Raw genomic sequence first — 22582 nt, 5'->3', positions numbered from 1 at the left:
ATGGCTGAATTAGGTAAAATACAGAGACTCAGCATAGATGAATTTAAAGGCAAAAAAAGACTTTTTTGCGTTCCCAATATTTTTGTTGTTGATGAGGAAGATGAAAAACTTAAAGATTTAATTGAGAGATACTGGCAGGAAGCGAGTTCTCATATTGAAAAGCTTGAAAAATTAGGTTTTGTTACAAAAATATTTGTAGAAACAATATTCATTGAAGGCCAGGAAGCAGTTGATGTCATAAGAGAGACAAATCCTTATCTTTATCCTTTTATAGAGAAAAAAGTTTCTGAAGGAGCTACTGTCATAGGCATTGAAGATCCTGAAATATTTGGAGAATTTATTGATTGGGGAAACTGTCTGAGAGTTGTTAAAACCAATGCTGTGATGCACAAAGTTTTTGACTATTTCAGTCAAATCACAGAGAGGCGAATAAAAGAAATGGGCAATAAAATTTCAGATAAACTTCAGGAAGGAGAATCAGCAGTTTTGATATTAAGAGATCAGGATAGAGTTAAGCTCTCCCTTCCAAAAGACATAGAAATTTTTCTTGTTGTTCCCTCTGCATATGATGATATTCTCAGGTACTTAAGGGACAAGTTTTTATCTTAATAAATAGGTTTTGAAAAATTTCTTTAAATCCTGTAAAATTCTATAAATGGGAGTGTATGGGGTTCTGGTGTCCCTCCTGGACTTCAAATCCAGTGTTGCCTGCAAGGAGCAGGCAGGGTGGGTTCGATTCCCACACACTCCCGCCAGCTTATTTAGAGAGGTGACGGAAATGAAAATAACACATTATTCTTTTGGAAAAATCGTGATTAACGGAAACGAATACGCGCAGGATCTTATTGTTTTTCCTGATTCTGTTTTCCCATCATGGTGGAGAAAACAGGGGCATTCCCTTTGTATGGAAGACCTCGCAGAAGTATTTAAAAAAGATGTTAAAATTCTTGTTGTTGGAACAGGAGCTTATGAAAGAATGCAGGTACCCCAGAGCTTAATAGAAGAGCTTAAAAAAAGGGGAATTGAAACTTTTGTTTATGGAACAGAAAAAGCTGTAGCAGTATTTAATCAACTTTTAGCTGAAGGAAAAGCTGTAGCAGGTGCCTTTCACTTAACCTGTTAGAAAGGAGAAAAAAATGGATGAAAAAAAACAGCCTTTAACTGAAAGAGTTGCTATTGTGAGGATGCTTCCAAGAGATATCAAAGAGAAACTGACTATTGAAGAGATGAATGCTTTGCTTTATGATGAGATTTTACCAGATTCATTAATTGAAAAACTTAAAGATTATCTCGCAGATATAGATAATCCATCAGAATAAAACAAAAAATAATTCAGGATAGTTTATGCCTGCTAAGATTGAAGACTGGTTAATTGCGCAGCAAGCTGAAAAGCAAATGAAAACAATATTTGAGCTTGCCGAGGAAGTTGGTATTGAAAGGGATGAATTAATTCCCTATGGCTATTACATGGCAAAAATTGATTATCAAAGACTTTATTCAAAAATCAAAAATAATCCAGATGGTAAATACATTGTTGTAACAGCAATCACTCCTACGCCGTTTGGAGAAGGAAAATCAACAACAACTATTGGATTAACACAGGGATTCGGAAAAAGAGGCAAAAAAGTGAGCTGTGCTATAAGGCAGCCCTCAGCAGGTCCATTAATGAACATAAAGGGAAGTGCTGCAGGTGGAGGACTTTCCCAGTGTATTCCGAGAACAGAATTTTCCCTGGGCTTCACAGGAGATATAAATGCTGTTATGAATGCCCATAATCTTGCAATGGTAGCTTTGACTGCAAGAATGCTTCATGAAGCCAACTATTCAGATGAGATCCTTAATAAAAAAGGCTTAAAAAGGCTTGATATTGATCCGAAAAGAGTGCAGATTGGATGGGTTATTGACTTCTGTGCTCAAGCATTAAGAAAAATTGTAATTGGAATCGGCGGCAAAAAAGACGGAATACCTATGGAATCAAGGTTTGATATAGCTACTTCTTCAGAATTGATGGCTATTCTATCACTGGTGAAAGATTTAAAAGATTTAAGAGAACGAATTGGCAGAATTGTGGTAGCCTATTCAAAATCAGGGAATCCAATAACAACTGAAGATCTTGAAGTTGCTGGAGCTATGACAGCTTTTATGCTTCCTGCAATAAATCCCAATTTAATTCAGACTATTGAAGGACAGCCAGTGTTTGTTCATGCTGCACCTTTTGCTAACATAGCAATAGGACAATCTTCAATTATTGCTGACTGGATAGGAGTCAAACTCAGTGAATATCATATTACAGAAAGTGGATTTGGTGCAGATATTGGCTTTGAAAAATTCTGGAACATAAAATGCAGAATATCAGGATTAAAACCTGATGCAGCAGTTATTGTAGCTACTTTAAGGGCATTAAAATATCATGGAGCAGATAGAGATGCTCCAAAGATTATTTCAGGAAATCCTCTACCAGAGAAGTATTTTGAAAAAAATCTTAAATGGCTTGAAAAAGGGCTTGAAAATCTGTTTCATCATATCAATATTGTTAAAAAAGCTGGGGTGAATCCTGTTGTTTGTATAAATAAATTCTACGTAGATGACAGTGACGAGCTGGAATTTGTTAAAAAAGCCTGTAAAGAAATAGGAATTCCAGTAGCAATTTCAGAGCACTATGAAAAAGGAGGTGCTGGAGCTCTGGAGCTTGTTGATATGGTTATTGATGCATGCAGTAATAAATCACAGTTTAAATTTCTTTATGATAGTAAGCTTCCTCATATTTCAAGAATAGAATTAATTGCAAGAGAGATATATGGAACAGATTCTATTGAGTTTTCAGCCGAGGCTTTAGAGAAGCTTAAAAGTATCAACTCAAATCCTGAATTCTCCCAGTTTTCCATATGTATGGCAAAAACTCATCTGAGCCTTTCAGACAATCCAGAATTAAGAGGTGTTCCAAGAGGGTGGCAGTTATTTGTAAGAGATGTTTTAATTTTTACAGGTGCGAAACTTATTGTTCCTGTAGCAGGGCATATAAATCTGATGCCAGGAACTGCCTCAAATCCAAATTTCAGAAGAATAGACATTGACTTAAAAACAGGTAAAATAATTGGGGTATAGGTGATAATGAAATATTGACAATTGAAGCATTTTTCTTACATACTTTATAAGCTTAATTTTTCACAAAGGAGGAAATTATATGCCTCAGGTAGCTAAATCAAAACTTAAAAAGCCAGCAGGTCTTTATAGAAAATTCCTTATTGTATTTAATCTATCCATTGTTTTTTCAACCATTATTCTTGTTGCTGGGCTTATTATTACAGGATACGAAATTTATGGCGAAGAATTTATTATGAAAAAAATGGGAATTATAAATAGTCTCTTAAAATTTTTACCTGTTATTGGAATATTTGCCTTAGCATTGATAGGAATATCAACAGCCAATGTTTTATGGTTTAGAAAACAGATTATATTTCCACTTTCAATAATTGAAGAAGCTGTAGAAGCTATAAGAAAAGGAAATTTTGAAAAAAGAATAAGATTAACAACCGGTGATGAATTTGAAAAAATTGCAGATGTTTTTAATCAGATGATGGATAAACTTTCTACACTTATTCAGACAGAAGAACAGAGAAAAGAGATGCAGAACAACATTATAAAATTCTTACAGATAATGACTCAGGCAGCTGAAGGAGACCTCACGCAGAAAGCAGAAGTTACTCCAGATGTGTTTGGTTCTCTGGCTGATGCTTTTAATCTTATGACAGATGGATTGAGTGAACTTGTCAAAGAAGTTAAAAACACAGCAGAAGATGTAGGACAGAAAAGTAACATGCTCAATGAGATAATTCAGAAATTACAAGCAGGTGCAGAAATACAGAAACAGGAGATTGATAAAATAGTATCTCTTATTGAAGACGCTTCAGAAATTGCTCTACAGACAAAAAATAAAACCGCTACAGCAACAGATGTTTCAAAAGAAGCCATTGATGCAATAGTCAAGGGTAATGAAGTTGTCACAGAGACAATTAATAGCATGCAATTAATCAGAACAGCTGTTCAAGGAATAAACAGAAGAATGAAGCTTTTTTCAGAAAAATTAATGGAGATAGGAACAATTTCAACTATAATTAGTGATATTGCAAACAGAACAAATCTTCTTGCCCTTAATGCTTCAATTGAAGCTGCAAGAGCAGGTGAGGAGGGTAAGGGATTTGTGGTTATTGCTGAAGAAATAAGAAGTTTATCTGAGAAAACAGCCAAATCATCAAAAAATATTGCAGATATTATTACAGCAATTCAGGAGGAGGCAACAGCTGTTACAAAAAATCTTGAAGAAGAAACAAACTATGTTGAAATAGGAACAGATATGGTAAATCAAACAACAGAAATATTTGAAAAGATTGATTCAATCATAAAAAGAATAGGAGAGGTTATAGATGACATTAATGAATATACTTTAAAACAGAAAGAAATAACAGATAAACAGGTAAATTCAGCTCAGAAAGTAAAGGAAGTGACTGAAAATATTTATGAAATAACTCAGGAGCTTACAGATATATCTCATTCTCTATCAGATACTTCAAAAGAATTTGTTAATGTAACTGAAAAATTTAAAGTTTAATAACTATAATTCTGAATATATAAGGCGATTAAGAATCTGTTCTTGTATGGCTTTTTCATCAAAGGGCTTTACAATATATCCATCTGCTCCCAGTGCAATGGCTTTTTCTTCATGCTTTTTTGTTCCTCTTGAAGTAAGAACTATAATTGGTAAATCTTTGAATCTTACATCTTTTCTTAGCCTGCTAATAAGCTCATAGCCGTGCATTACAGGCATTTCAAGGTCAGTTACTACAAGGTCAATTTTTTTTCTTTCCAGTAAATTTAATGCTTCAGCCCCATCTTTTGCAGTATACACTTTCAGTTTTCTATCCTCAAGAATACTTTGTAAGCTCTTTCTTACACTTATGGAGTCATCCACAACCAGGACAGAACCTTTGTATATGAATGATTCTTTAATTTTCTCAGCCAATGGTGTTGTAAATACAAATTCTTCTTCAAATAGCTTCAAAGGATCAATGACATATCTTGGAGAGCCTTTACCAGATATAAAATAACCAAGATATTGAGTTAATCCTTCAAGAAACTTTCCAAAACTATGAACTGTTGCTTCCTCATGTCCCAGAATTTCTTCAACAATAAGTCCTTTTCTTATTCCTGAAAAATTGAAAACAATTATAAACCCTTTTTCAATTTTTTTACCGTTTGCAGAGAAAAAAACTTCTGAAAATAGTTTCACAGGAATAATTCTATTTTTATGATTGATATTTCTTTCTACTGTTGCTTGCGGAAAATCCTCCAGTGTCAAGATTTCTTCAATGTAGTTGATAGGTATAGCAAAATCTAAATTATGTGAGCTAAAAACTAAAAGATTGCTTATAGTTAACGATTGCGGAATTTTTATTATAAAAGTGGTTTCTTTATCAAGTTTTGAAGAAACTTCTATTGTGCCTTTAAGTTTTGAAATTGCTGTTTTAACAATATTAAGTCCCATGCCTCTTCCACTCTGGAAATCTGCTTCTTCTTGTGTGGAAAAACCAGGGGCAAATATGTAAGATAGAATTTCTTCATTTGAAATAAAAGGAGTATATTGAGGAGTAATGAATTTCTTTTGAATAGCTATTTTTTTCACTTTATCAATATCTATTCCTCTGCCATCATCTTTTATAGTTATAACAATGGATTTCCCTTCTTTTTGTACATTAATTTGTATGTGACCTGTCTTTTCTTTTCCTTTTCTTGTTCTTTCTTCAGGATATTCAATTCCATGCTGGACAGCATTACGAAGAATATGAAGAATTGGCTCATATAATGCATCAAAAATTGGTTTGTCAATTTTTGTTTCTGCTCCTTTTATCTCTATTTCAATAGTTTTACCATGGGCTTTTGCTATGTCTTTAACAGCTTCAGAAAGTCTATGTAAAAGCTTTCCAACTGGTATCATTCTTATTTCAATCAGACTATCTTTTAAGTAGTTGATTTCTCTATTAAGAGATTTGAAATGATATGAGAGATTTTCAGAAAAAATAAACAATGAATTTATACCTTCTGTTATATCATTGGTTATCTCCTGAATTTTTCTTAAAAAAATATGGTATTCATCATAGCGATCAAATTCAAGATCGCTGAAGTCTGCAAAAAAACTGTCTATAACTTTTTCATCTTTATTTTGCGTGGATAACCAATACCTGTCTGAAAAATCAGTTATTTCTTTTAAAAGTCTTTTCCCGCTGTTGTTAATTTCTTCCACAATGTTTAATAATTCTCTTTCTTTATCCATTATTGTATTTTTCTGAACAAGAGTCTCTCCCAGAGAGGTGAGAATATGATCAATGACTTCAACTCCGACTCTGACAGTGTTACCAATAGGAAGGGCTTTAAAAACTGCAGGCTCATATTCTTCAGCAGGTATTTGTTTTTTACGTAGAATATTATCAATTGATTTTATAACTTCTTCATCAAGCTCGCTTTTTTCCTCACCTGTTTCATTTACTTCATTTACAAATCCCACTATTGCATCAATAGCTTTTTTAATATGGTAAATAAGAAAATTTTCATAATTTATTTCTTCATTTAACAAAGCTTCAAAAAGGTCTTCCAGACGATGAGATATTGTGGCAATTTTATTGAATTTAACAATAGAGGCAGAGCCTTTTAATGTATGAGTTGCTCTGAACAGGCTTTCTACAGTTTCTTTGTTGTATCCTTTAGTTTCAAGCTCCTCTGTTCCTTCAATTAAAGTATTTACATGTTCTTCTGCTTCCAGTAAAAAATATTTTATAAGCTCAGATTTATCTATCATTTTTCTCTGAGTTTTTTCATGCTTTGTGTGTATTGGTCTCGCCAGGGAGTCCGCTCTTTAGATTTTCCGCAGGTTTTTGATAACTTATTTTAAGTTGTTCAAATAATTGTTCAGGATCAATAAAGTCTTCTACCACTATATCAGAGTCAAAACTGACAAAGAAAGGAGCAGTATCCGATAAAATTCCTATTTTTTCACCTTTTACTTCAATAACCAGTAATTTATTATCAGCATAGTTTAATCTCTCAATATTGTAAACCTTTGCCAGGTCCACAGCAGGAATAATTTTGCCTCTTACAGGTAAAGCTCCAACTATGTAGTCAGGAGCACCAGGAATTGGAAATATTCTTGTAATATCCAGAACCTGAACAACGCTTTCTTTCGGGACTAAAAACTCTCTTTCCCCTACTCCTAATACACAATAAGATTTTTCTGTTTTTTCTTTTATTTCTTCAGGCATTTCTTTATAGCCACCAGAAGATCAATTGGTTCAAAGGGTTTTGTAATGTATTCATCAGCTCCCTGCTGCTTTCCCCAGAACTTATCAGCTTCTTCTTTTTTAGAGCTAACAATAATTACAGGTATATCTTTTGTTTTTTCGTTTTTCTTTATCTCTCTACAAATTTGAAAGCCATTTTTCTTAGGCATGACAACATCTAAAATAACAAGATCAAAATTTTCTTTTTTTATCAATTCTTCAGCTTCCTCACCATCTTTTGCAAAAAAAAGTTCATATTCACCTTCTTTAAGAATAGACTCAATATATTTTGCATCTGTAACTGAATCTTCTGCAACAAGCACCTTATGCATTTTACTCTTCCCTTATGTATTATATCATTTTCATGTTTATTTAAAAAGCTCTAATGGATTATAGCCAGTTCTATTCAGCAACCATGTGTCTGAAAAATCTTTTTTTTCAAAAATAAAGGTTCCATTTTGAAGATTCTCTAAGGAATCTAATGTCTCAGTTGTAATATTCTTAATTTCCTCTTCAGACAGTTCATTCAATAGTTTGCCTCCTGCTTTTTGTTTTTGCAGGCTTGAGATTCCATAAATAATTTTTCCATTCATAAATAGAAATTCGTAAACTATTCCATTACCGTAAGCAGAAAATATACCATTTAAATCATTAGAACTTATTAGAGCAAAAATTTCCTTAATTTTAAAGAAATTTAAATTGCCTGATAGAATCACAGAAGAATCTTTTATTAAACCATATTTTTTTAATACTCCTTCCACTGAAATATCAAATAAAGGTGTAATTTTTTCACAAAAGCTATTGAATTTGTTTTCTATTAATTTTTCCAGAGTAGTTAAATCAAAAGTATACTTTGTTTCTTCAATTTCTGTTTTTAATGGCTCTTCCCTTAAATCCTGAACAGGCTCAACCGCTTCTGTTTCAAATATTTCTTCTTTTTCTATCATTTCCAGTTCTGGAAGTTCAATTTCTGGAGATTCAATCAAATCCTTTATTTTTTGTGATGGTTCTTCAAATATATCTTCTTTTAATTCAATTTCTTTTGTTAAATCAATTTCTTTTTCTTCAATGGAGAATACTTCTTCTGTTTTCGGTAATACAATAGGCTCTGTTTCTTCCACTTCCTTTTCTGTTTCCTGTGATTCATAACTAAAAACAGGAATTTCTTTAATTTCAGGAGCTTTACTTAAAACCTCATTGATCTTATCTACCAGTTCTTCTGATTTAAAAGGTTTTATAAAGTAATCCAGAATTCCATATTTTTCAATAAATGTCTGCCCAACTGTCTCCCCTTTTCCAGTAATTAAAATAATGGGAATATCTTTAAGAGTTTCATTCTCCCTTATGAGTTTGCAAACCTGAGAACCTGTCATCTTGGGCATTATGAAGTCAACTAAAATTAAATCCGGCTTAATCTCTTCGGCAATTTTTAAACCTTCTTCTCCATCACTAGCTGTATAAACTTCATATCCTGCCTCTTGCAAAGAAACTTCAGCAAGTTTTCTTACAAGAGGACTATCATCCATTACTAATATTTTTTCTCCTGCCATTTTTTACTCCTATTCAAGAAGTTTTTTCATTGTTATACGCATTCTTTCAACAGCTCTTGCCAGTATAGCTATTTCTCCACGAGCATCTTTAATTTCTACTTTTTGAGATGTCTTACCCATAGATATTTCATCTGTAACCTTTGTAAGTGCCACTATTGGATTTATTACATATTTATTCATACCATATCCTATTAAAAGAGCTATTACTATGAGCATTATAATATAAACTAAAACGTTTATACCAAGAATTGTAAAAACTTTAAAAGGACTGAGAATTCTTTCTTTTACAATATATATAAAACCTATAACCCTACCTGAGAAATCCTTAAGAGGACTGTAAGCAACAATATATTCTTTACCTGCATAAGGAACTACTTCAATATAATATCTCTCTTTTGATTGAGCAGCTTTTTTTAAAGAAGCTTCAGAGACAAACAATTTTGGATCAGGTTGAGTAAAATATAGAGAAATCCATTGACCAAAAGTATGTTTTACATCTTTTAGTCCAGGCCAGCCAGAAAGTAGATCCTTGTAAACAGCAACTCCTAAATCAGCATTTATGGCTTTTTTAATTTGATCAATTTCTGTTTTCAATCCACCACCCAAATCAACACTACCTACAAACTCACCTTTGTAGAAAATTGGCTCAACTCCTCTTAATCCAACTCCACCCAAACCAATCTCAATACCTCTTACACCTTTATTAATTGTTTGTACCTGAACAACAGTTTTACGCTCTTTTGAAATATCATCACCAAAATGAGAAAGATCATGAAGCCTTACAAGAGAAACTGCAGGAGGTATATGAAAGTGAAATTGAGCAACTCCAAAATTTTCTTTTAAAGAATTAAAAGCAGGCAGAAATTTATCTATTAAGCGATTTCTGTCTTTTTTATTAACAGCTTCCTGAACATCTGACATTTGTGCAATCAGATGAGCCATTTGTTGATAATGAATTGTGGAAGTTTCAAGCAAAATTTGAGCTGTATTAATTGATGCCTCAATGTTTCGGTTTTCTTCATCCTTTAAAAGATTTACCTGCATGATATAATTAAAAACAACTAATATGCTCATTCCTGCAATCAAAGTTGCTAAAAGAGGCAAAGCTATTCCTGCTCTTAATCCAAGTTCTATTCTCATTTATATACCTCCTAAAATTTTATTTACTTCCTGTAAAAACTCTTTTCTTGATTGAGGATCTTCTATCTCTTCCTTTAACATATCAATTAAATTGAGAAAATCTTCTTTTGATGGTGGCTGAGAAGGAAGCCATTTTTCACTCATATATTTTTCTGTGATTTTTCCTCCAATTGGTCCAATTTGCCTGATTAATGCAGTTTTTATAGCATCTTTTATTTTTTGAAAATCTGAAGACTGAACAAAAGAAGAATCAGCGAAACCTACAAATTTGTTCATATCTTGTAAATTTTTAATTATATCTTCAGTTGAAGGAATATCATCGCTTGTAATATCAATTGAAATTTGAGGAATGAAATTACACGAAATGGGCTGTCTTGAAGCTATCTCATCTAAGCATCGTCTGCCTTTTTGAAATCCAAAGGATATATGATAAATTTGACCATTTTTTAGATAAAACTTAAGCAGATTTTTTTCTGATTCAAAATTTACAGTAAGCAACCCTGTGCTTTTTGTTTGAAATAAATTCTCAATAATATCTGAAAGATTTTTTTTCATAAAGCTTTATAAAAGGATAGCAAATTATTTCTATCAATATCAAGACCCAAATTAAGTAATATTATTGTTCATCATCTGGATAAAATCAGTAAAGAACTTTCCTTTGATAAAATCAGGATGGTCAAGAATTTTTAAAAATAAAGATATATTGGTTTTTATGCCCTTTATCACTGTTTCGTGAAGAGCTCTTTTCATTCTATTTATTGCTTCCTGTCTATTTGCTCCCTTAGCAATGATTTTTGCTACCAGAGAATCATAATAAGGAGACACCTTACATCCCTGATAGAGGAAGCTATCAACTCTTATGCCAGGGCCACCTGGAAGATGTATAAACTCTACTATACCTGGAGAAGGAATAAACTTTTCAGGGTCTTCTGCATTAATTCTGCATTCTATAGCATGTCCACGAAATTTAATTTGAGGCTGTTTGAAAGACAAAGGATATCCTTTCGCAAGCCTGATCTGCTCTTTAATAATGTCAATATCAGTAATTTCCTCTGTTACTGGATGTTCTACCTGAACTCTTGTATTTATTTCAATAAAATAAGGATTTAATTCATGATCAACAATGAATTCAAAAGTGCCTATGTTTCTAAATTTCAGTGCTTTAGCAGCTTTTACAGCATATTCACCAATTTTTTTCCTTAATTTTTCATTTAAAACACAAGAAGGAGCTTCCTCAATCAATTTCTGATGCCTCCGTTGTATTGTGCAATCTCTTTCTCCAAGATGAATAATATTCCCCTGTTTATCAGCAAGTATTTGCACTTCTATATGTCTTACCTTAGGGAAATACTTTTCAATATAAAGTTCACCGTTTCCAAAGGCTGCAAGGGCTTCTCTCTGTGCCATAAAAAAAGCCTGTTCAATATCTTTTTCATCATTTACTATTCTCATTCCTCTTCCACCACCACCAGCAGAAGCCTTAAATATTACAGGAAGTCCTATTTTTTTGATTATCTTCATACAGGAGTCTTCATCGTTTACTGGACCATCACTTCCAGGAACTACAGGAATACCCTTTCTTTTCAGTATCTGCCTTGCTTTAGCTTTATCTCCTCCAACTTTAATATTTTCAGGTGTAGGACCAATAAACACTATCCCAGAGTTTATGCAAGCCTCTGCAAATTGAGCATTTTCAGACAAAAAGCCATAACCAGGATGAATTGCTTCAGCATCTGTTATATCTGCTGCAGAGAGAATTGAAGTAATATTTAAATAGCTCTGAGCAGGATTTGCAGGACCTATACATATTGATTCATCTGCAAGTTTCACATGTAAAGAGTCTTTATCAGCTTCAGAGTAAACTGCAACAGTACGGATGCCCAGTTCTCTACAGGCACGGATAATTCTTACAGCTATCTCTCCTCTATTTGCAATGAGAATTTTCTTGAATAACTCCATTATTCAGTTACCTCAATTAAAAACAGTGGCTCTCCATACTCAACTGGCTGTCCGTTTTCAACGAGTATTTTTCTCACAATTCCTGAAACATCACTTTCAATCTCATTCATAATTTTCATTGCTTCTATTATGCACAAAACCTGTCCTTTTTCCACTTTTGAGCCGATTTCAACAAAGGGTGGTGCATCAGGAGAAGAAGCTCTATAAAATGTTCCAACCAGCGGAGAGGTGATAGTGTGAAGAACTTCCTCTTCCTTTAAAACTTCTGCTTGAGAGGTTGAGGATTCTGCTGCTGGCTTGATGGGTTTTGCAAATTCTACAGGAGTATAAACATAGCCCCTTTTAATTCTAATTTTAAAACCTTCTTTTTCAATATTTAACTCTGTTACATCAGTATCCTTTAAAAAGGATATAATTTCTTTTATTTCTTCAAGTTCCATCATTCACTCCTTTACCTTTTCAATATATTCTCCTGTTCTTGTATCAATTTTTAATAAATCTCCTGTCTGGATATGAAAAGGAACTTTTACTGTAAGACCTGTTTCAAGTTTTGCAGGTTTTGTTCCTCCAGAAGCTGTATCACCCTTAAAGGCTGGTTCAGTCTCAATGACTCTTAATTCAACAAACATTGGCGGTTCAATTATAAGAGGCTCCCCTTTGTAGTAAATCACATCAACAATCATTTCTTCTTTTATATAATAAATTGCATCTCCAATTCTATCTACTGGTATAGCAATCTGTTCATAGGTTTCCATATCCATAAAAACATAGGAGTCTGCCTGAGAGTAAAGATACTGCATCTGTTTTTCTTCAAGCTCTGGTTTTTCAAATTTTTCTCCGGCAGGGAAGTTTTCCTCAAGAACCCTTCCTGTTTTAAGATTTTTTATTTTAGTTCTAACAATTGGTGCTCTTTGTTGCATTTTTACATGTTGAAAATCAATTATTTCATAGGGTTCTCCTTTGTATTCAATCTTTAAGCCTTTTTTAAACTCTGATGTTGAAATCATGCTCTACCTCCCCTATAACAATTTTTTAAACTCTTCATATGAGATTCCTAAATCTTTCAGTATTTTTCTTAAAGTTCCTTTTGCAACATCTTTACCTTTGTGTATAGGCACTGTTGTCCATTTTCCATCAGAATGAAAAAAAACAGCATGACTTCCACTCTGTCTTATCTTTTTGAATCCCAACTTTTCAATCACTCTTATTAATTCATCAGGCTTTATAGGAGTCAACTTAGACACTAACTTCAACCTCGTCCATTACTACTTCTATGGGAACAGGCTCTCCAAGAGATTGTCTTGCCTCAATATGAAGTTTTATAGCATCCTTGATGTTTTCAATTGCCTCTTCTACTGTATTTCCCTGTGAATAGCATCCTTTTAAAGCTGGACAGGAAATGATATAAACTCCATCTTCATCTTGCTCTATTACTATTCTATATCTGAATTTTTTCATGCTTTACCTCCTATAAGATTTCTAAATCTCTTGAAAGGGTAGTCAAAATTTCTACTGAATTTTCTCTTACAGCAACCATGTCTTCTATTCTTACTCCTCCAAAGCCTTCAATATAAATTCCAGGCTCCACAGTAAAGACCATACCAGGCTCAATTATTTCTTCAGATTGATAACTTATCTTTGGAAATTCATGAACATCAAGCCCAACTCCATGACCTGTTGCGTGCCCAAAATTTTCTTCATAACCTGATTGTTTTATCAGATTTCTTGCTGCCTGGTCAATATCTTTGGCAAGCACTCCTGTTTTACATGACATAATTGCTTCCAGTCTTGCGTTATTTACTATCTCATAAATCTCTTTCTTTTTATCGTCAGCCTTTCCAATTATAAATGTTCTGGTCATATCAGAAAAATAACCTTCATATTCTGCACCCCAATCAATTATAACAAAATCACCATAATTTAGTGTTTTGTTAGAGTTTCGCCAGTGTGGCATGGAAGAATTAGCTCCAGATGCTACAATCACAGGAAAAGGTAAACTATCGCTTTGTTTTTTTATCTCACTTTCAAGAGCTTTTGCTATTGTTTTTTCTGTAGTGCCCTCTCTCAGAAGATGTTTAATTCGTAAAAAAGCCTCTTCAGCTATTTTAACCGCTACTTTCATATGCTCAATTTCTTCGCATTCCTTAACTGCTCTAATATGCTCAACCACATAATACTGAGGAACCATCTCAATTTTACCACTGAGCTTTAAAAAAGTTTCCACACTGCATGTAACTTCCAGAGAAAGTTTTTTTATCTTCAAATCATCAATAAATTTTATTAAAGCATTGAACCAGGAGTCTTTAAAAAAAACAATTTCAGCAAAAGCTTCCTTTTTTGCCTGTTCCACATAACGGAAATCAACAAAAAGAAAAAGCTCTTTATGAGTTAAAAGAGCAACCGCAAAGGAGCCTTTAAAGCCTGTTAAATATCTGATATTTTTAAGATTTGTTATTAAAAATGCTTCAGATGTTGAAGAAACTTTATCAAAAACCTTCTTAACTCTCTTTTCATATTTATCTGCCAACTTTTAACTCCTTGATTTTAGAAAGAATCAGGCTGGCTATTTCTTCTTTTGGAAGTAATTCAGTTTTTTCTTCAAAAAATTTATTTCCCTTTTTGTAAAGCATTATTATCTGATTTGTATCAGACTGCATTCCTGTGTTTTTTTGCATAATATCATTTAAAATAATCATGTCAAGAGATTTTTCTTTAAACTTTGTTTTTGCTCTTTCTGTATTGAACCCTGATTCAGCAGAAAAGCCTACAATAAAAGGCTTTTTCTTAAGTTTTGAAACTTCTTTAAGTATATCAGGACATAGCCTGAGAGATATGGAATTTATTGATTTTTTATCAATTTTTGTATTAGAGAATTTCTCAGGTTCAAAGTCAATTGGTGCTGCTGCCATTAAAAGAATTGTCGCAGAATTTATAGTTTCCATAACTTTTTCAAGCATTTCTTCAGTTGTTTCAACTCTGACAAATTTATCCACCTCTGGAGGTTCAATGTTTGAAGGACCGCTTATAAGGGTTACTCTTGCACCTCTTCTTTTTGCAATTTTTGCCAGGGCATAACCCATTTTACCTGATGATTTATTTGTTATAAATCTTATAGCATCAATGTATCCCCGTGTGGGTCCTGCTGTAACAAGAACATGCTGTTCTTTTAAATCCTTTTCAGTTAAAGCCGAAACAACTGCTTCAAAAATCTTTTCTGCTCTCACAAGTCTTCCTGTACCTTCTTCTTCACAGGCAAGATGTCCTTCTTCTGGTCCTACAAATTCAACTCCTATGCTTTTTAAATAACCAATGCTTTTTTGAACCTGTGCAGACTGATACATTCTCCAGTTCATAGCAGGAGCTATGATTACAGGACCACGAAAGGCAAGAAGAAGTGTTGTAAGAAGATCATCAGCAATTCCGCAAGCATATTTGTTGATTAAATTTGCAGTGGCTGGCGCTATTAAAAAGAGATCACCTTTTTTTGCAAGTTCAATATGAGAGAGAGGTTCCTGAAACATATCAATCAAAACTTTGTTACTACAGGATATTTCAATACTTAGAGGTGTAATAAAATAAGTTGCCTTTTCAGTCATAACAGGAAAAATCTCAGCACCAGATTCCTTTAAAAGCTTGATTATTTCGTATACTTTATAAGCTGCGATACTTCCTGTTATGCCTAACAGAATTTTTTTATTTTTTAAAAAATCCTTCACTGTTATTTATTCTTGTTCATCAGAATGCTGTTGTGGTTGTTCTGAGAACAATTCCTCAAGTAGTTTTTCAGCAGACTCCTTACCATGTAAGTAAACCTTAAGGTCTTTTTCAAGTTCGCTGAGGTCAGGAATTGCTCTTCTTTTGTCTTCAAGAAGTTTTTTAACATCAATCTGGTCAATTTTTTCTTTGGCTTTCAATGCTTCTTCACCTGTAATATACTCTATTTTGTTTAATAAAACCTCAAGTATTGCTGTGGTCGTAACTTTTCTCGCCTTTTTTTCTAATTTTGATGTGGCACCAAGAGAAAGTTCAGCAGCTCTTTGAGCTGCTATAAGAACCAAACGATATCTTGAATCAATTTTTGTCCTGTCAATTTCTATTGGTAGAGAGATAATATCAATGGTTTGTTCTTGTTTTTCCATCTTATTTTCCTCCTTATTTTTTGAAGATTTTTTCTATTTCATTCTGTTGTATTCTTTTTGTTTTAAGTCTTTCAGCACAGATTATACAGAGCAGATCATTTAATGCTTTTTCAAGATTATCATTTATTACAATATAGTCATAAAATTTATACTGTGAGATTTCCTCTCCTGCTTTGCTCAATCTTCTTTTTATTATATCCTTATCCTCATTTCTCTGTAAAAGTCTTCTTTCAAGTTCTTCCATAGAAGGTGGAAGAATAAAAATCAAAATAGTTTCAGGATAAATTTTTTTTATGCTTTTTGCTCCCTGAGTGTCAATATCAAGCAGTATATCATATCCCTGTTTTATTAGTTGAAATATAATGTTTTTTGATGTTCCATAAAAATTTCCGTAAACCTCTGCCCATTCAATAAACTCTTCATTCGCTATCATTTTTTCAAATGTTTTTTTATCTACAAAGAAATAATCAACTCCATCTATCTCTCCATGTCTTGGCTTTCTTGTTGTATGAGAAATACTCATTTTTAAATCAGGTAATGCTTTAAGCAGTCTTGAGCACAATGTTGTTTTGCCAGCGCCTGAAGGAGCAGAAATAACAAAAATATTACCTCTTTTATAAAGTTCCATCATCCACCATGTTTGTTTCATTAATTCTTTGTAAAATTGTTTCAACCTGTAAGGCACTAAGTATTACATGATCACTGTCAGTAATTATAATTGAACGGGTTTTTCTTCCTTCAGTTACATCAATAAGTTTTCCTCTTTTCTTTGCTTCCTCTTTCATTCTTTTCATAGGAGAAGAGCCAGGATTCACTACAGCAATAATTCTTGATAGAGACACTATGTTACCAAAACCAATGTTTATGAAACTCATAGTATATTCTGAATCTGTTCTTTAAGTCTTTCAACATTTGTTTTTATCTCAATCGCAAGGGTTTTTACCTGAAAGTCCTCTGTTTTTGCCAGAACTGTATTGATTTCTCTGTTCATCTCCTGTAGTAAAAAATCAAGTTTTTTCCCCATTATCCCGCCTTTCAAGATATTTTCTTTAAACTGAATAATATGACTCTGAAGTCTATCAACTTCCTCTTTTATATCTATTTTCTGTGCATATAAAATAATCTGCTCTAAAACCCTTTTTTCATCAAGGTTGTTTTCAGTTATCAGTTGTTTTACTCTATTTCTCAAAAAGTTAATATAATTATTATAACTTACATCCACAAAAGTTTCTAAAGTTGCTATGTCCTTTTCAAGATTATCAGTAATTTCTATTAAAGTTTGATAAATTATCTGTCCCTCTCTTATTCTCATTTCATGAAGCGATTCAAGAGCCTCTGATAAGGCAAGCATAAGGGTATTTATATCAGGTTCTTCTTCCTCATATATAAAAAGTTCTCTAAAATTTGAAAACATTGAAATATCAATTGAGCCAAGAATGCTTAACTCTTTTTTTAAATCAATAAACGCTTCATAAACTTGCTTTGCAAGATTTTTATTGAGGTAAACTCTGCCTGTTTTCTCTTTCTGATTGATTGTTACAGTAACATCTATTTTGCCTCTTTGAAATTTTTTCCGTATAAGATTTCTGATTTCAATTTCATATCTGGAGAGTATTTGAGGTAGTTTTAAATTTATCTCAAGAAATCTATGATTTAAAGATTTTGCCTCAACTCTGAATATTCCCTTTTCAGAAAATCCATAACCTGTAAGACTTTCTATCAATCTAATTCTCCTTTTATTCTAACAAGCTTATGTCTTGATGTTTTACCCTTTATTATTTCAATTCTTGATTTGGAAACATTCAATATCTCAGAAAGCATTTCAACAAGTTCTTTATTTGCCAATCCATCATGGGGTTGAGCTTTAAGCCTTAGTTTTAATATATCGCCTTCAACTCCTTCAATGCCAGCAGTTTTAGCTCCTGTCTTCACTATTAGTTTTAATAAAAAACCATTTTTATCTTTTGATAAAGGTATCTCCATTTTTTGATAGCCAAAAGTTATAGTATAAATTACCTGCAACTAAAGTTACAACTGAAAGTAAAGTTCCTCCTAAAACATCTGTAAAATAATGATATCTACAGTAGATTGTGGAAAGTATTAGAAAAATCACAGGAATAAAACTCAGCATGAAAAGCTTTTTTGAATATTTTAACATTAAAAACAGGACAACCAATGAAACAGCCACATGTCCGCTTGGAAAGGCATCTCTCTTTATTCCTTCAAGAGAATTCAGAAAATCTTTAATTTTATGAGCCAGAAATAATCCATTTAGTTCATTTTGAAACATATAAGGGATACTGTATCTTGGACCAACTGCTGGGAATAACATATATCCAATATAGGAAAGATAATAACAGAAAAGCACAAGAAAGAGAGCTCTATAAAATTCCTGTTTATTTCCGTTTTTCATAAGATAAATGCCAATCATAAAGGGAAGAATATAATAAAAACAGTAGGAAATTTGCATTAATTCAGTTAATACAGGATTTGCTATTTTATCAAAATAAACATAGGGATAAAATCCTAAAATTGAATAATCAAGTTTGAGTAATGCTGTATCAATATCTTTTGGATTTATATAAGGGATAAGCTCACCAATTGTATCAAAAGCTATTAAAACAGAAAAAACAGGCAATCCAATGTTTTTTATGAAACCAAGAAGAGCATTTTCAGGAACTTTACAAAGAAAAATCTGGAATATAACTATGGAGACATAAACTATAAAAAAATTTAAAGAAGGTAGCTTATTTAAAAAAATAAGCAAAATCAAGCACAGTGCTGTAAAAAAAACAATATTTAATTGAAATGCAGGCTGAAGCCTGAAAAAATCTTTTATCATTAGAGTTTTGCTATTGCCCTTAGTATAGCCTTTTGTTTTTTTGATAAAGTCATGCCTTTTTTCTGCTCAAAATAAAACTCTTCACCATTAAGAATATCAAAAAATACTGAAGACTCAACAGCAACACAGTTTTCCTTCCATGCTGCCTTTTCTATTTCTTTATCAGAGGTTATCACAATCCATAGGAACTTTTCATTACTGAGTATTCTTTTTATTATATCATCAGCTTTTTCATTTGCTCCAGAGTAAATTATTCTCACTCCTCCACGATACTCCACAGTTTCCTTTCCCGGTCCTTCTTTATATCCATCAAAAACAACAGTAATCTCATGTCCTTTTTTGTTGCCATATCTGATAAGTTCTTCTATCAGTTCCTGTCTTGCTTTTTTTAAATCTTTATGGAAAATTCCAATAAGATTATATCCATCAATTAAAAGTTTGCTCATCTTTCATTAATCTTTCTAAAAGCTTCTCTGCCATAATCAGAAATTCATGAGCTTTGTTTAAAGAATCCTCAGTCCTGCTGGCTTCCTCAAAAATTTCCTTTGCCTTTCTAATTCTATACTCTGCAAGTGCTCTCTTTTCCTCTAATGTTAGAGTCATATAAAAATACTCCTTCTTTTATAATGTTTAAATAAAATCCTGTTTTGAACTCTTTTTCTTTTTCAAAAACATCAAGGGATTTAATGATAGGTTCATAGGGAATCCCTGTTTTCTCTTCTTCCTCTAAAATAATTTTTATAATCTTTTCTTCATCAGAAATTGTCAGATTTTCAACTATAACAAGAATATCAAAGTCAGACTCCCTGTTAAAGTCTCCCCTTACCCTTGAACCAAATGCCACAACAGCTTTAAGCCTGTAAGAAAAACTATTCTTTAAATTTTCTGTAATTCTTTTTAGAGAAATCTTTTCATATTCAAACATGATTGAATTATAACACTTTTTTACTTACCAAATCTCAATCTCCACACCATGATTGCTGCTTCTATGACAATTTTTTTGCTCATTTTTGATGAACCACTGTTTCTTTCGTAAAAAATTATAGGAATTTCTGTGATTTTAAATCCCCTTTTGTAAGCTCTGTAAATCATTTCTATCTGAAAGGCATAGCCATTTGATTTTATACTGTCAAGAGCTATGGCTTCAAGAACTTTTCTTTGGTAACAGCGATATCCACTTGTTACATCGCTGAGAAATTTGAGTCCCAGTATTGTTGTAGCATATTTATTTGCAAATTTTGAAAGCAGCAACCTCCGAAAATCCCATCCAACAACACTTATTGTGCCACGAGTATATCTTGAGCCAATTACAAGGTCATATCCTTCATTGCATTTTTCTATAAATTTTGGAATCTCTCCAGGATCATGAGATAGGTCTGCATCCATCTCAAAGATATAATCATAATGTCTGTTTAAAGCCCATTTAAAGCCTGTTATATAGGCTGTTCCGAGACCAAGTTTTGATGGTCTCTGTATTAGATTAATTCTCTGAGTGTGCTTCATCCAATTTTTTATTTTTTCCGCTGTATGATCCTCAGAGGCATCGTCAATAAAAAGTATGTCAACTTCATGCTCAAGCAGTCTTGGAATTAATTTTTCTACATTTTCCGCTTCATTGTATGTAGGCAGAATTACAATTACATTCATTTTAACGCCCTTTTAAAGCTTAAGAAATATAATAATACAAAAAAGGCATTTATGCAAAAAATATATGCTAAATAATCAGAAATACTCCTCAAGGGAAGTATAATAAATCCTCCGTAAAATAGGCATAGATGCATATAAATCATGTAAAAATATCGCTCTAAGGCTACTGCCATACTGATAAAAACTATACTGAAAAGAAGAGGCAATATAGCAATAAAATAAAGGGGAAGAAAATTTAAAGCAGGCTCAAACTTTGCTCCAAAAAGTAGTAAAAATAATGGTTTACCAATTAAAAAACAAGCTGTTTGAGCTATTACTTCAGATAGAATTACTATTCCTAACAAAGAAAACACCAGTTTTTTAAAAACTGCTGAATTTTTTGCCTGTACAAATTTCGGGAAATAAACACTAAGAATTGTTAAAATAAACCATACAAGCACTTTTCCAACAATTGATACTGCTGAGTAAAGTCCTGCAGTATGCTCATCAAATACTCTTTTTATAAATATGTTATCTGCATAGATAAAAAAACCAATAGGAGAGGCATAAAGAGCTACTGTTAACATTTTCTTTATATTTAATTGTGCTCTTTTGCTATTAAGATTTCCATTTATTTTAAGAAGAATTATTAATACAGCCAATACTCCAACAACTGTAGAAAAAAGAACTCCACCTACTTTGAATCCTGCATAGATTGCTGATAATGCTGCAATCAATCTAAGTGTTAGCTCCAGTGCTGTAGAAAAGGCAAAGAGAGAGAATTTACCAGTTGCCTGAAGAAAGCTTCTTTCCACAGCAACTAAAGCCATTCCAAACCATGCTAAGGCAATTATGAAAAAGTAGTAGTATTCAGTTACATGTAGAAAGTCTTTAAGATAAGAAGAGAAAGCACATACTGAAAAAGCAAATACTGCACCAATCACAACTCCCACTAATCTTAGAGAGCTTAAAAAATTAAATCTATTTTGATAATTTTCAATTATAGTTTTAATGCTTACAGTTCCAAGAAGCACTGTAATATTTCCAACTGTTAACATTAAAGAATACAAAACCATAAACTCTCCAAATCCGATTGGACCAAGACTTCGGCTTACAACAGAATGAAAAACATATCCAAGAATATTTACATAGACAAAGGCAAGCGTGACAGAAGATATATCTTTAAACATTATGAATTTTTAGTTTTCAAATTTTCCTCAGAATACAATAAATACTCTTCCCAAAAAATACTTCATAAATCACAATAGAACATTCTGAGCCAAAAATCAAGCTCAAAACAGGCACAAATGGAATGAGAAGAAAATAGCCTACCGGTCTAAAATGACCAATTTTTACAACTTCAAAACCAGACATCTCTGAAAGAGCCTTAAAACTTTTCTTTGTCCATGGCCTTATATGAGTTGGATCTGAGTAAAAATTAAATCTACCAGGTAAAAAAACTGACGTATAATTCTCAGTAATACAGTAGAAATATCCAGCCTTCTTTAAAACTCTATTTGTTTCAAGGAAAAGTTGCTGTGGATTTTTTAAGTGCTCTAATACAAATGTAGAAATAACTGTATCAAAATACTCATTTTCAAAGGGAAGTTTTTCTTCATCTATGTCAACTTCATAAAATTTAACAAAAGAAGGTATATTCTTATTTTTTTCTAAATCAACACCATAAAGCTCAGCAGAGGAATTAATATATTCTTTTATAAATTTTAAAGTGTCTGCTTGACCACATCCTATATCTAAAATTTTCTTTGCAGATTTAATATTGGGAATTAGTTTCAGATTAACAGTTCTGACTTTTATTCTATGATAAAAGCTTTGAATTTTTTTGAGTTTTATTTTGCTTATAAAGAATTTTTCAAATGCTCCATAATTATTTACAATATGATCCTGATATCCCTTGTGCTTTTGATTCATTTTTTAGCAATATAGCAAATTTAATCAAATATTTGCAAACCAGATATTATCTAATTTACTGAGCAA

At 32.3% G+C, this 22582-nt stretch carries 30 protein-coding genes and 1 tRNA gene; 6 read left to right on the top strand and 25 right to left on the bottom strand.

Features of this window, described 5'->3' with window-relative positions; all coding sequences use genetic code 11:
* The 6 genes from ACYQ3X_RS01970 to ACYQ3X_RS01945 all read left to right on the top strand — a co-directional run bounded on the left by ACYQ3X_RS01970 (position 1) and on the right by ACYQ3X_RS01945 (position 4609).
* Complete coding sequence (locus ACYQ3X_RS01970; protein ID WP_460180164.1) at positions 1-609, top strand: hypothetical protein; 609 nt, start codon at positions 1-3, stop codon at positions 607-609.
* A gap of 48 nt (positions 610-657) precedes the next feature.
* Positions 658-755 (top strand) — tRNA-Sec (locus tag ACYQ3X_RS01965).
* 23 nt (positions 756-778) lie between these two features.
* Entirely contained in the window at positions 779-1123 is a 345-nt protein-coding gene (locus tag ACYQ3X_RS01960; protein WP_460180163.1) for an Mth938-like domain-containing protein, read from the top strand.
* A 13-nt stretch (positions 1124-1136) separates the two neighbouring features.
* Positions 1137-1319 (top strand): hypothetical protein, encoded by a 183-nt coding sequence (locus ACYQ3X_RS01955; RefSeq protein ID WP_460180162.1) that lies wholly within the window; start codon positions 1137-1139, stop codon positions 1317-1319.
* Between the two features lie 25 nt (positions 1320-1344).
* Positions 1345-3105 carry a formate--tetrahydrofolate ligase gene (locus tag ACYQ3X_RS01950; protein WP_460180161.1) on the top strand — a complete coding sequence of 587 codons (1761 nt, stop codon included), beginning with the start codon at positions 1345-1347 and terminating at the stop codon, positions 3103-3105.
* Positions 3106-3184: 79 nt separating this feature from the next.
* Positions 3185-4609, top strand: a complete 1425-nt coding sequence (locus tag ACYQ3X_RS01945) for a methyl-accepting chemotaxis protein (RefSeq protein ID WP_460180160.1) — start codon at positions 3185-3187, stop codon at positions 4607-4609.
* A gap of 3 nt (positions 4610-4612) precedes the next feature.
* Here ACYQ3X_RS01945 and ACYQ3X_RS01940 read toward each other — a convergent pair whose 3' ends face one another.
* Genes ACYQ3X_RS01940 through ACYQ3X_RS01820 form a run of 25 tightly spaced genes read right to left on the bottom strand, consistent with a single transcriptional unit; the run spans position 4613 to position 22516 of the window.
* Positions 4613-6850, bottom strand: coding sequence for a hybrid sensor histidine kinase/response regulator (locus ACYQ3X_RS01940; protein ID WP_460180159.1), 2238 nt, complete (start codon positions 6848-6850; stop codon positions 4613-4615).
* 16 nt (positions 6851-6866) lie between these two features.
* Positions 6867-7310 carry a chemotaxis protein CheW gene (locus ACYQ3X_RS01935; RefSeq protein WP_460180158.1) on the bottom strand — a complete coding sequence of 148 codons (444 nt, stop codon included), beginning with the start codon at positions 7308-7310 and terminating at the stop codon, positions 6867-6869.
* Positions 7295-7660 carry a response regulator gene (locus tag ACYQ3X_RS01930; protein ID WP_460180157.1) on the bottom strand — a complete coding sequence of 122 codons (366 nt, stop codon included), beginning with the start codon at positions 7658-7660 and terminating at the stop codon, positions 7295-7297. Before ACYQ3X_RS01930 ends, ACYQ3X_RS01935 begins: the two co-directional genes overlap by 16 nt.
* A gap of 36 nt (positions 7661-7696) precedes the next feature.
* The gene (locus ACYQ3X_RS01925; protein ID WP_460180156.1) at positions 7697-8878 is read right to left on the bottom strand and encodes a response regulator; all 1182 of its coding nucleotides are present in this window, start codon (positions 8876-8878) and stop codon (positions 7697-7699) included.
* Between the two features lie 9 nt (positions 8879-8887).
* Entirely contained in the window at positions 8888-10018 is a 1131-nt protein-coding gene (locus ACYQ3X_RS01920) for a cache domain-containing protein (RefSeq protein ID WP_460180155.1), read from the bottom strand.
* Positions 10019-10573: a hypothetical protein gene (locus tag ACYQ3X_RS01915; RefSeq protein ID WP_460180154.1), complete on the bottom strand. Its 555-nt coding sequence runs from the start codon at positions 10571-10573 to the stop codon at positions 10019-10021.
* A 51-nt stretch (positions 10574-10624) separates the two neighbouring features.
* Complete coding sequence (gene accC, locus ACYQ3X_RS01910) at positions 10625-11977, bottom strand: acetyl-CoA carboxylase biotin carboxylase subunit (protein WP_460180153.1); 1353 nt, start codon at positions 11975-11977, stop codon at positions 10625-10627.
* Positions 11977-12417: an acetyl-CoA carboxylase biotin carboxyl carrier protein gene (accB, locus tag ACYQ3X_RS01905; RefSeq protein WP_460180152.1), complete on the bottom strand. Its 441-nt coding sequence runs from the start codon at positions 12415-12417 to the stop codon at positions 11977-11979. Before accB ends, accC begins: the two co-directional genes overlap by 1 nt.
* 3 nt (positions 12418-12420) lie before the next feature.
* Positions 12421-12984, bottom strand: coding sequence for an elongation factor P (efp, locus tag ACYQ3X_RS01900; RefSeq protein ID WP_460180151.1), 564 nt, complete (start codon positions 12982-12984; stop codon positions 12421-12423).
* A 12-nt stretch (positions 12985-12996) separates the two neighbouring features.
* Positions 12997-13221, bottom strand: a complete 225-nt coding sequence (locus tag ACYQ3X_RS01895) for a type II toxin-antitoxin system HicA family toxin (RefSeq protein ID WP_460180150.1) — start codon at positions 13219-13221, stop codon at positions 12997-12999.
* On the bottom strand, positions 13214-13435 hold the full coding sequence (locus tag ACYQ3X_RS01890; protein WP_460180149.1) for a type II toxin-antitoxin system HicB family antitoxin: 222 nt from the start codon (positions 13433-13435) through the stop codon (positions 13214-13216). The genes ACYQ3X_RS01895 and ACYQ3X_RS01890 overlap by 8 nt, the downstream gene beginning before the upstream one ends.
* 10 nt (positions 13436-13445) lie before the next feature.
* Positions 13446-14504: a M24 family metallopeptidase gene (locus ACYQ3X_RS01885; protein WP_460180148.1), complete on the bottom strand. Its 1059-nt coding sequence runs from the start codon at positions 14502-14504 to the stop codon at positions 13446-13448.
* Entirely contained in the window at positions 14494-15693 is a 1200-nt protein-coding gene (coaBC, locus tag ACYQ3X_RS01880) for a bifunctional phosphopantothenoylcysteine decarboxylase/phosphopantothenate--cysteine ligase CoaBC (protein WP_460180147.1), read from the bottom strand. Before coaBC ends, ACYQ3X_RS01885 begins: the two co-directional genes overlap by 11 nt.
* 6 nt (positions 15694-15699) lie before the next feature.
* Positions 15700-16116 (bottom strand): DNA-directed RNA polymerase subunit omega, encoded by a 417-nt coding sequence (gene rpoZ, locus ACYQ3X_RS01875; protein WP_460180146.1) that lies wholly within the window; start codon positions 16114-16116, stop codon positions 15700-15702.
* Positions 16117-16129: 13 nt separating this feature from the next.
* Positions 16130-16765, bottom strand: coding sequence for a guanylate kinase (gene gmk, locus ACYQ3X_RS01870; protein WP_460180145.1), 636 nt, complete (start codon positions 16763-16765; stop codon positions 16130-16132).
* The gene (locus tag ACYQ3X_RS01865; RefSeq protein WP_460180144.1) at positions 16731-16991 is read right to left on the bottom strand and encodes a DUF370 domain-containing protein; all 261 of its coding nucleotides are present in this window, start codon (positions 16989-16991) and stop codon (positions 16731-16733) included. Before ACYQ3X_RS01865 ends, gmk begins: the two co-directional genes overlap by 35 nt.
* The gene (locus ACYQ3X_RS01860) at positions 16988-17839 is read right to left on the bottom strand and encodes a YicC/YloC family endoribonuclease (RefSeq protein WP_460180143.1); all 852 of its coding nucleotides are present in this window, start codon (positions 17837-17839) and stop codon (positions 16988-16990) included. Before ACYQ3X_RS01860 ends, ACYQ3X_RS01865 begins: the two co-directional genes overlap by 4 nt.
* Positions 17836-18099 (bottom strand): DUF167 domain-containing protein, encoded by a 264-nt coding sequence (locus tag ACYQ3X_RS01855; protein ID WP_460180142.1) that lies wholly within the window; start codon positions 18097-18099, stop codon positions 17836-17838. The genes ACYQ3X_RS01860 and ACYQ3X_RS01855 overlap by 4 nt, the downstream gene beginning before the upstream one ends.
* Positions 18074-18958, bottom strand: a complete 885-nt coding sequence (locus tag ACYQ3X_RS01850; protein ID WP_460180141.1) for a phosphatase PAP2 family protein — start codon at positions 18956-18958, stop codon at positions 18074-18076. The genes ACYQ3X_RS01855 and ACYQ3X_RS01850 overlap by 26 nt, the downstream gene beginning before the upstream one ends.
* Entirely contained in the window at positions 18958-19404 is a 447-nt protein-coding gene (locus ACYQ3X_RS01845) for an NYN domain-containing protein (protein WP_460180140.1), read from the bottom strand. The genes ACYQ3X_RS01850 and ACYQ3X_RS01845 overlap by 1 nt, the downstream gene beginning before the upstream one ends.
* Positions 19385-19561 (bottom strand): hypothetical protein, encoded by a 177-nt coding sequence (locus ACYQ3X_RS01840; protein ID WP_460180139.1) that lies wholly within the window; start codon positions 19559-19561, stop codon positions 19385-19387. Before ACYQ3X_RS01840 ends, ACYQ3X_RS01845 begins: the two co-directional genes overlap by 20 nt.
* A complete protein-coding gene (locus tag ACYQ3X_RS01835) occupies positions 19518-19883 on the bottom strand; it encodes a nucleotidyltransferase domain-containing protein (protein WP_460180138.1) in 366 nt (121 codons plus the stop codon). Before ACYQ3X_RS01835 ends, ACYQ3X_RS01840 begins: the two co-directional genes overlap by 44 nt.
* A 20-nt stretch (positions 19884-19903) precedes the next feature.
* Positions 19904-20605: a polyprenol monophosphomannose synthase gene (locus ACYQ3X_RS01830; RefSeq protein ID WP_460180137.1), complete on the bottom strand. Its 702-nt coding sequence runs from the start codon at positions 20603-20605 to the stop codon at positions 19904-19906.
* Positions 20602-21774: an oligosaccharide flippase family protein gene (locus ACYQ3X_RS01825; protein WP_460180136.1), complete on the bottom strand. Its 1173-nt coding sequence runs from the start codon at positions 21772-21774 to the stop codon at positions 20602-20604. Before ACYQ3X_RS01825 ends, ACYQ3X_RS01830 begins: the two co-directional genes overlap by 4 nt.
* Positions 21775-21790: 16 nt before the next feature.
* Positions 21791-22516 (bottom strand): class I SAM-dependent methyltransferase, encoded by a 726-nt coding sequence (locus ACYQ3X_RS01820; RefSeq protein WP_460180135.1) that lies wholly within the window; start codon positions 22514-22516, stop codon positions 21791-21793.
* Positions 22517-22582 lie beyond the last annotated feature (66 nt).

Source organism: Thermodesulfovibrio sp. TK110 (assembly GCF_054658355.1).
The sequence above is the reverse complement of the archived record's forward strand: the minus strand, read 5'-3'. Positions and strand labels throughout refer to the sequence as shown.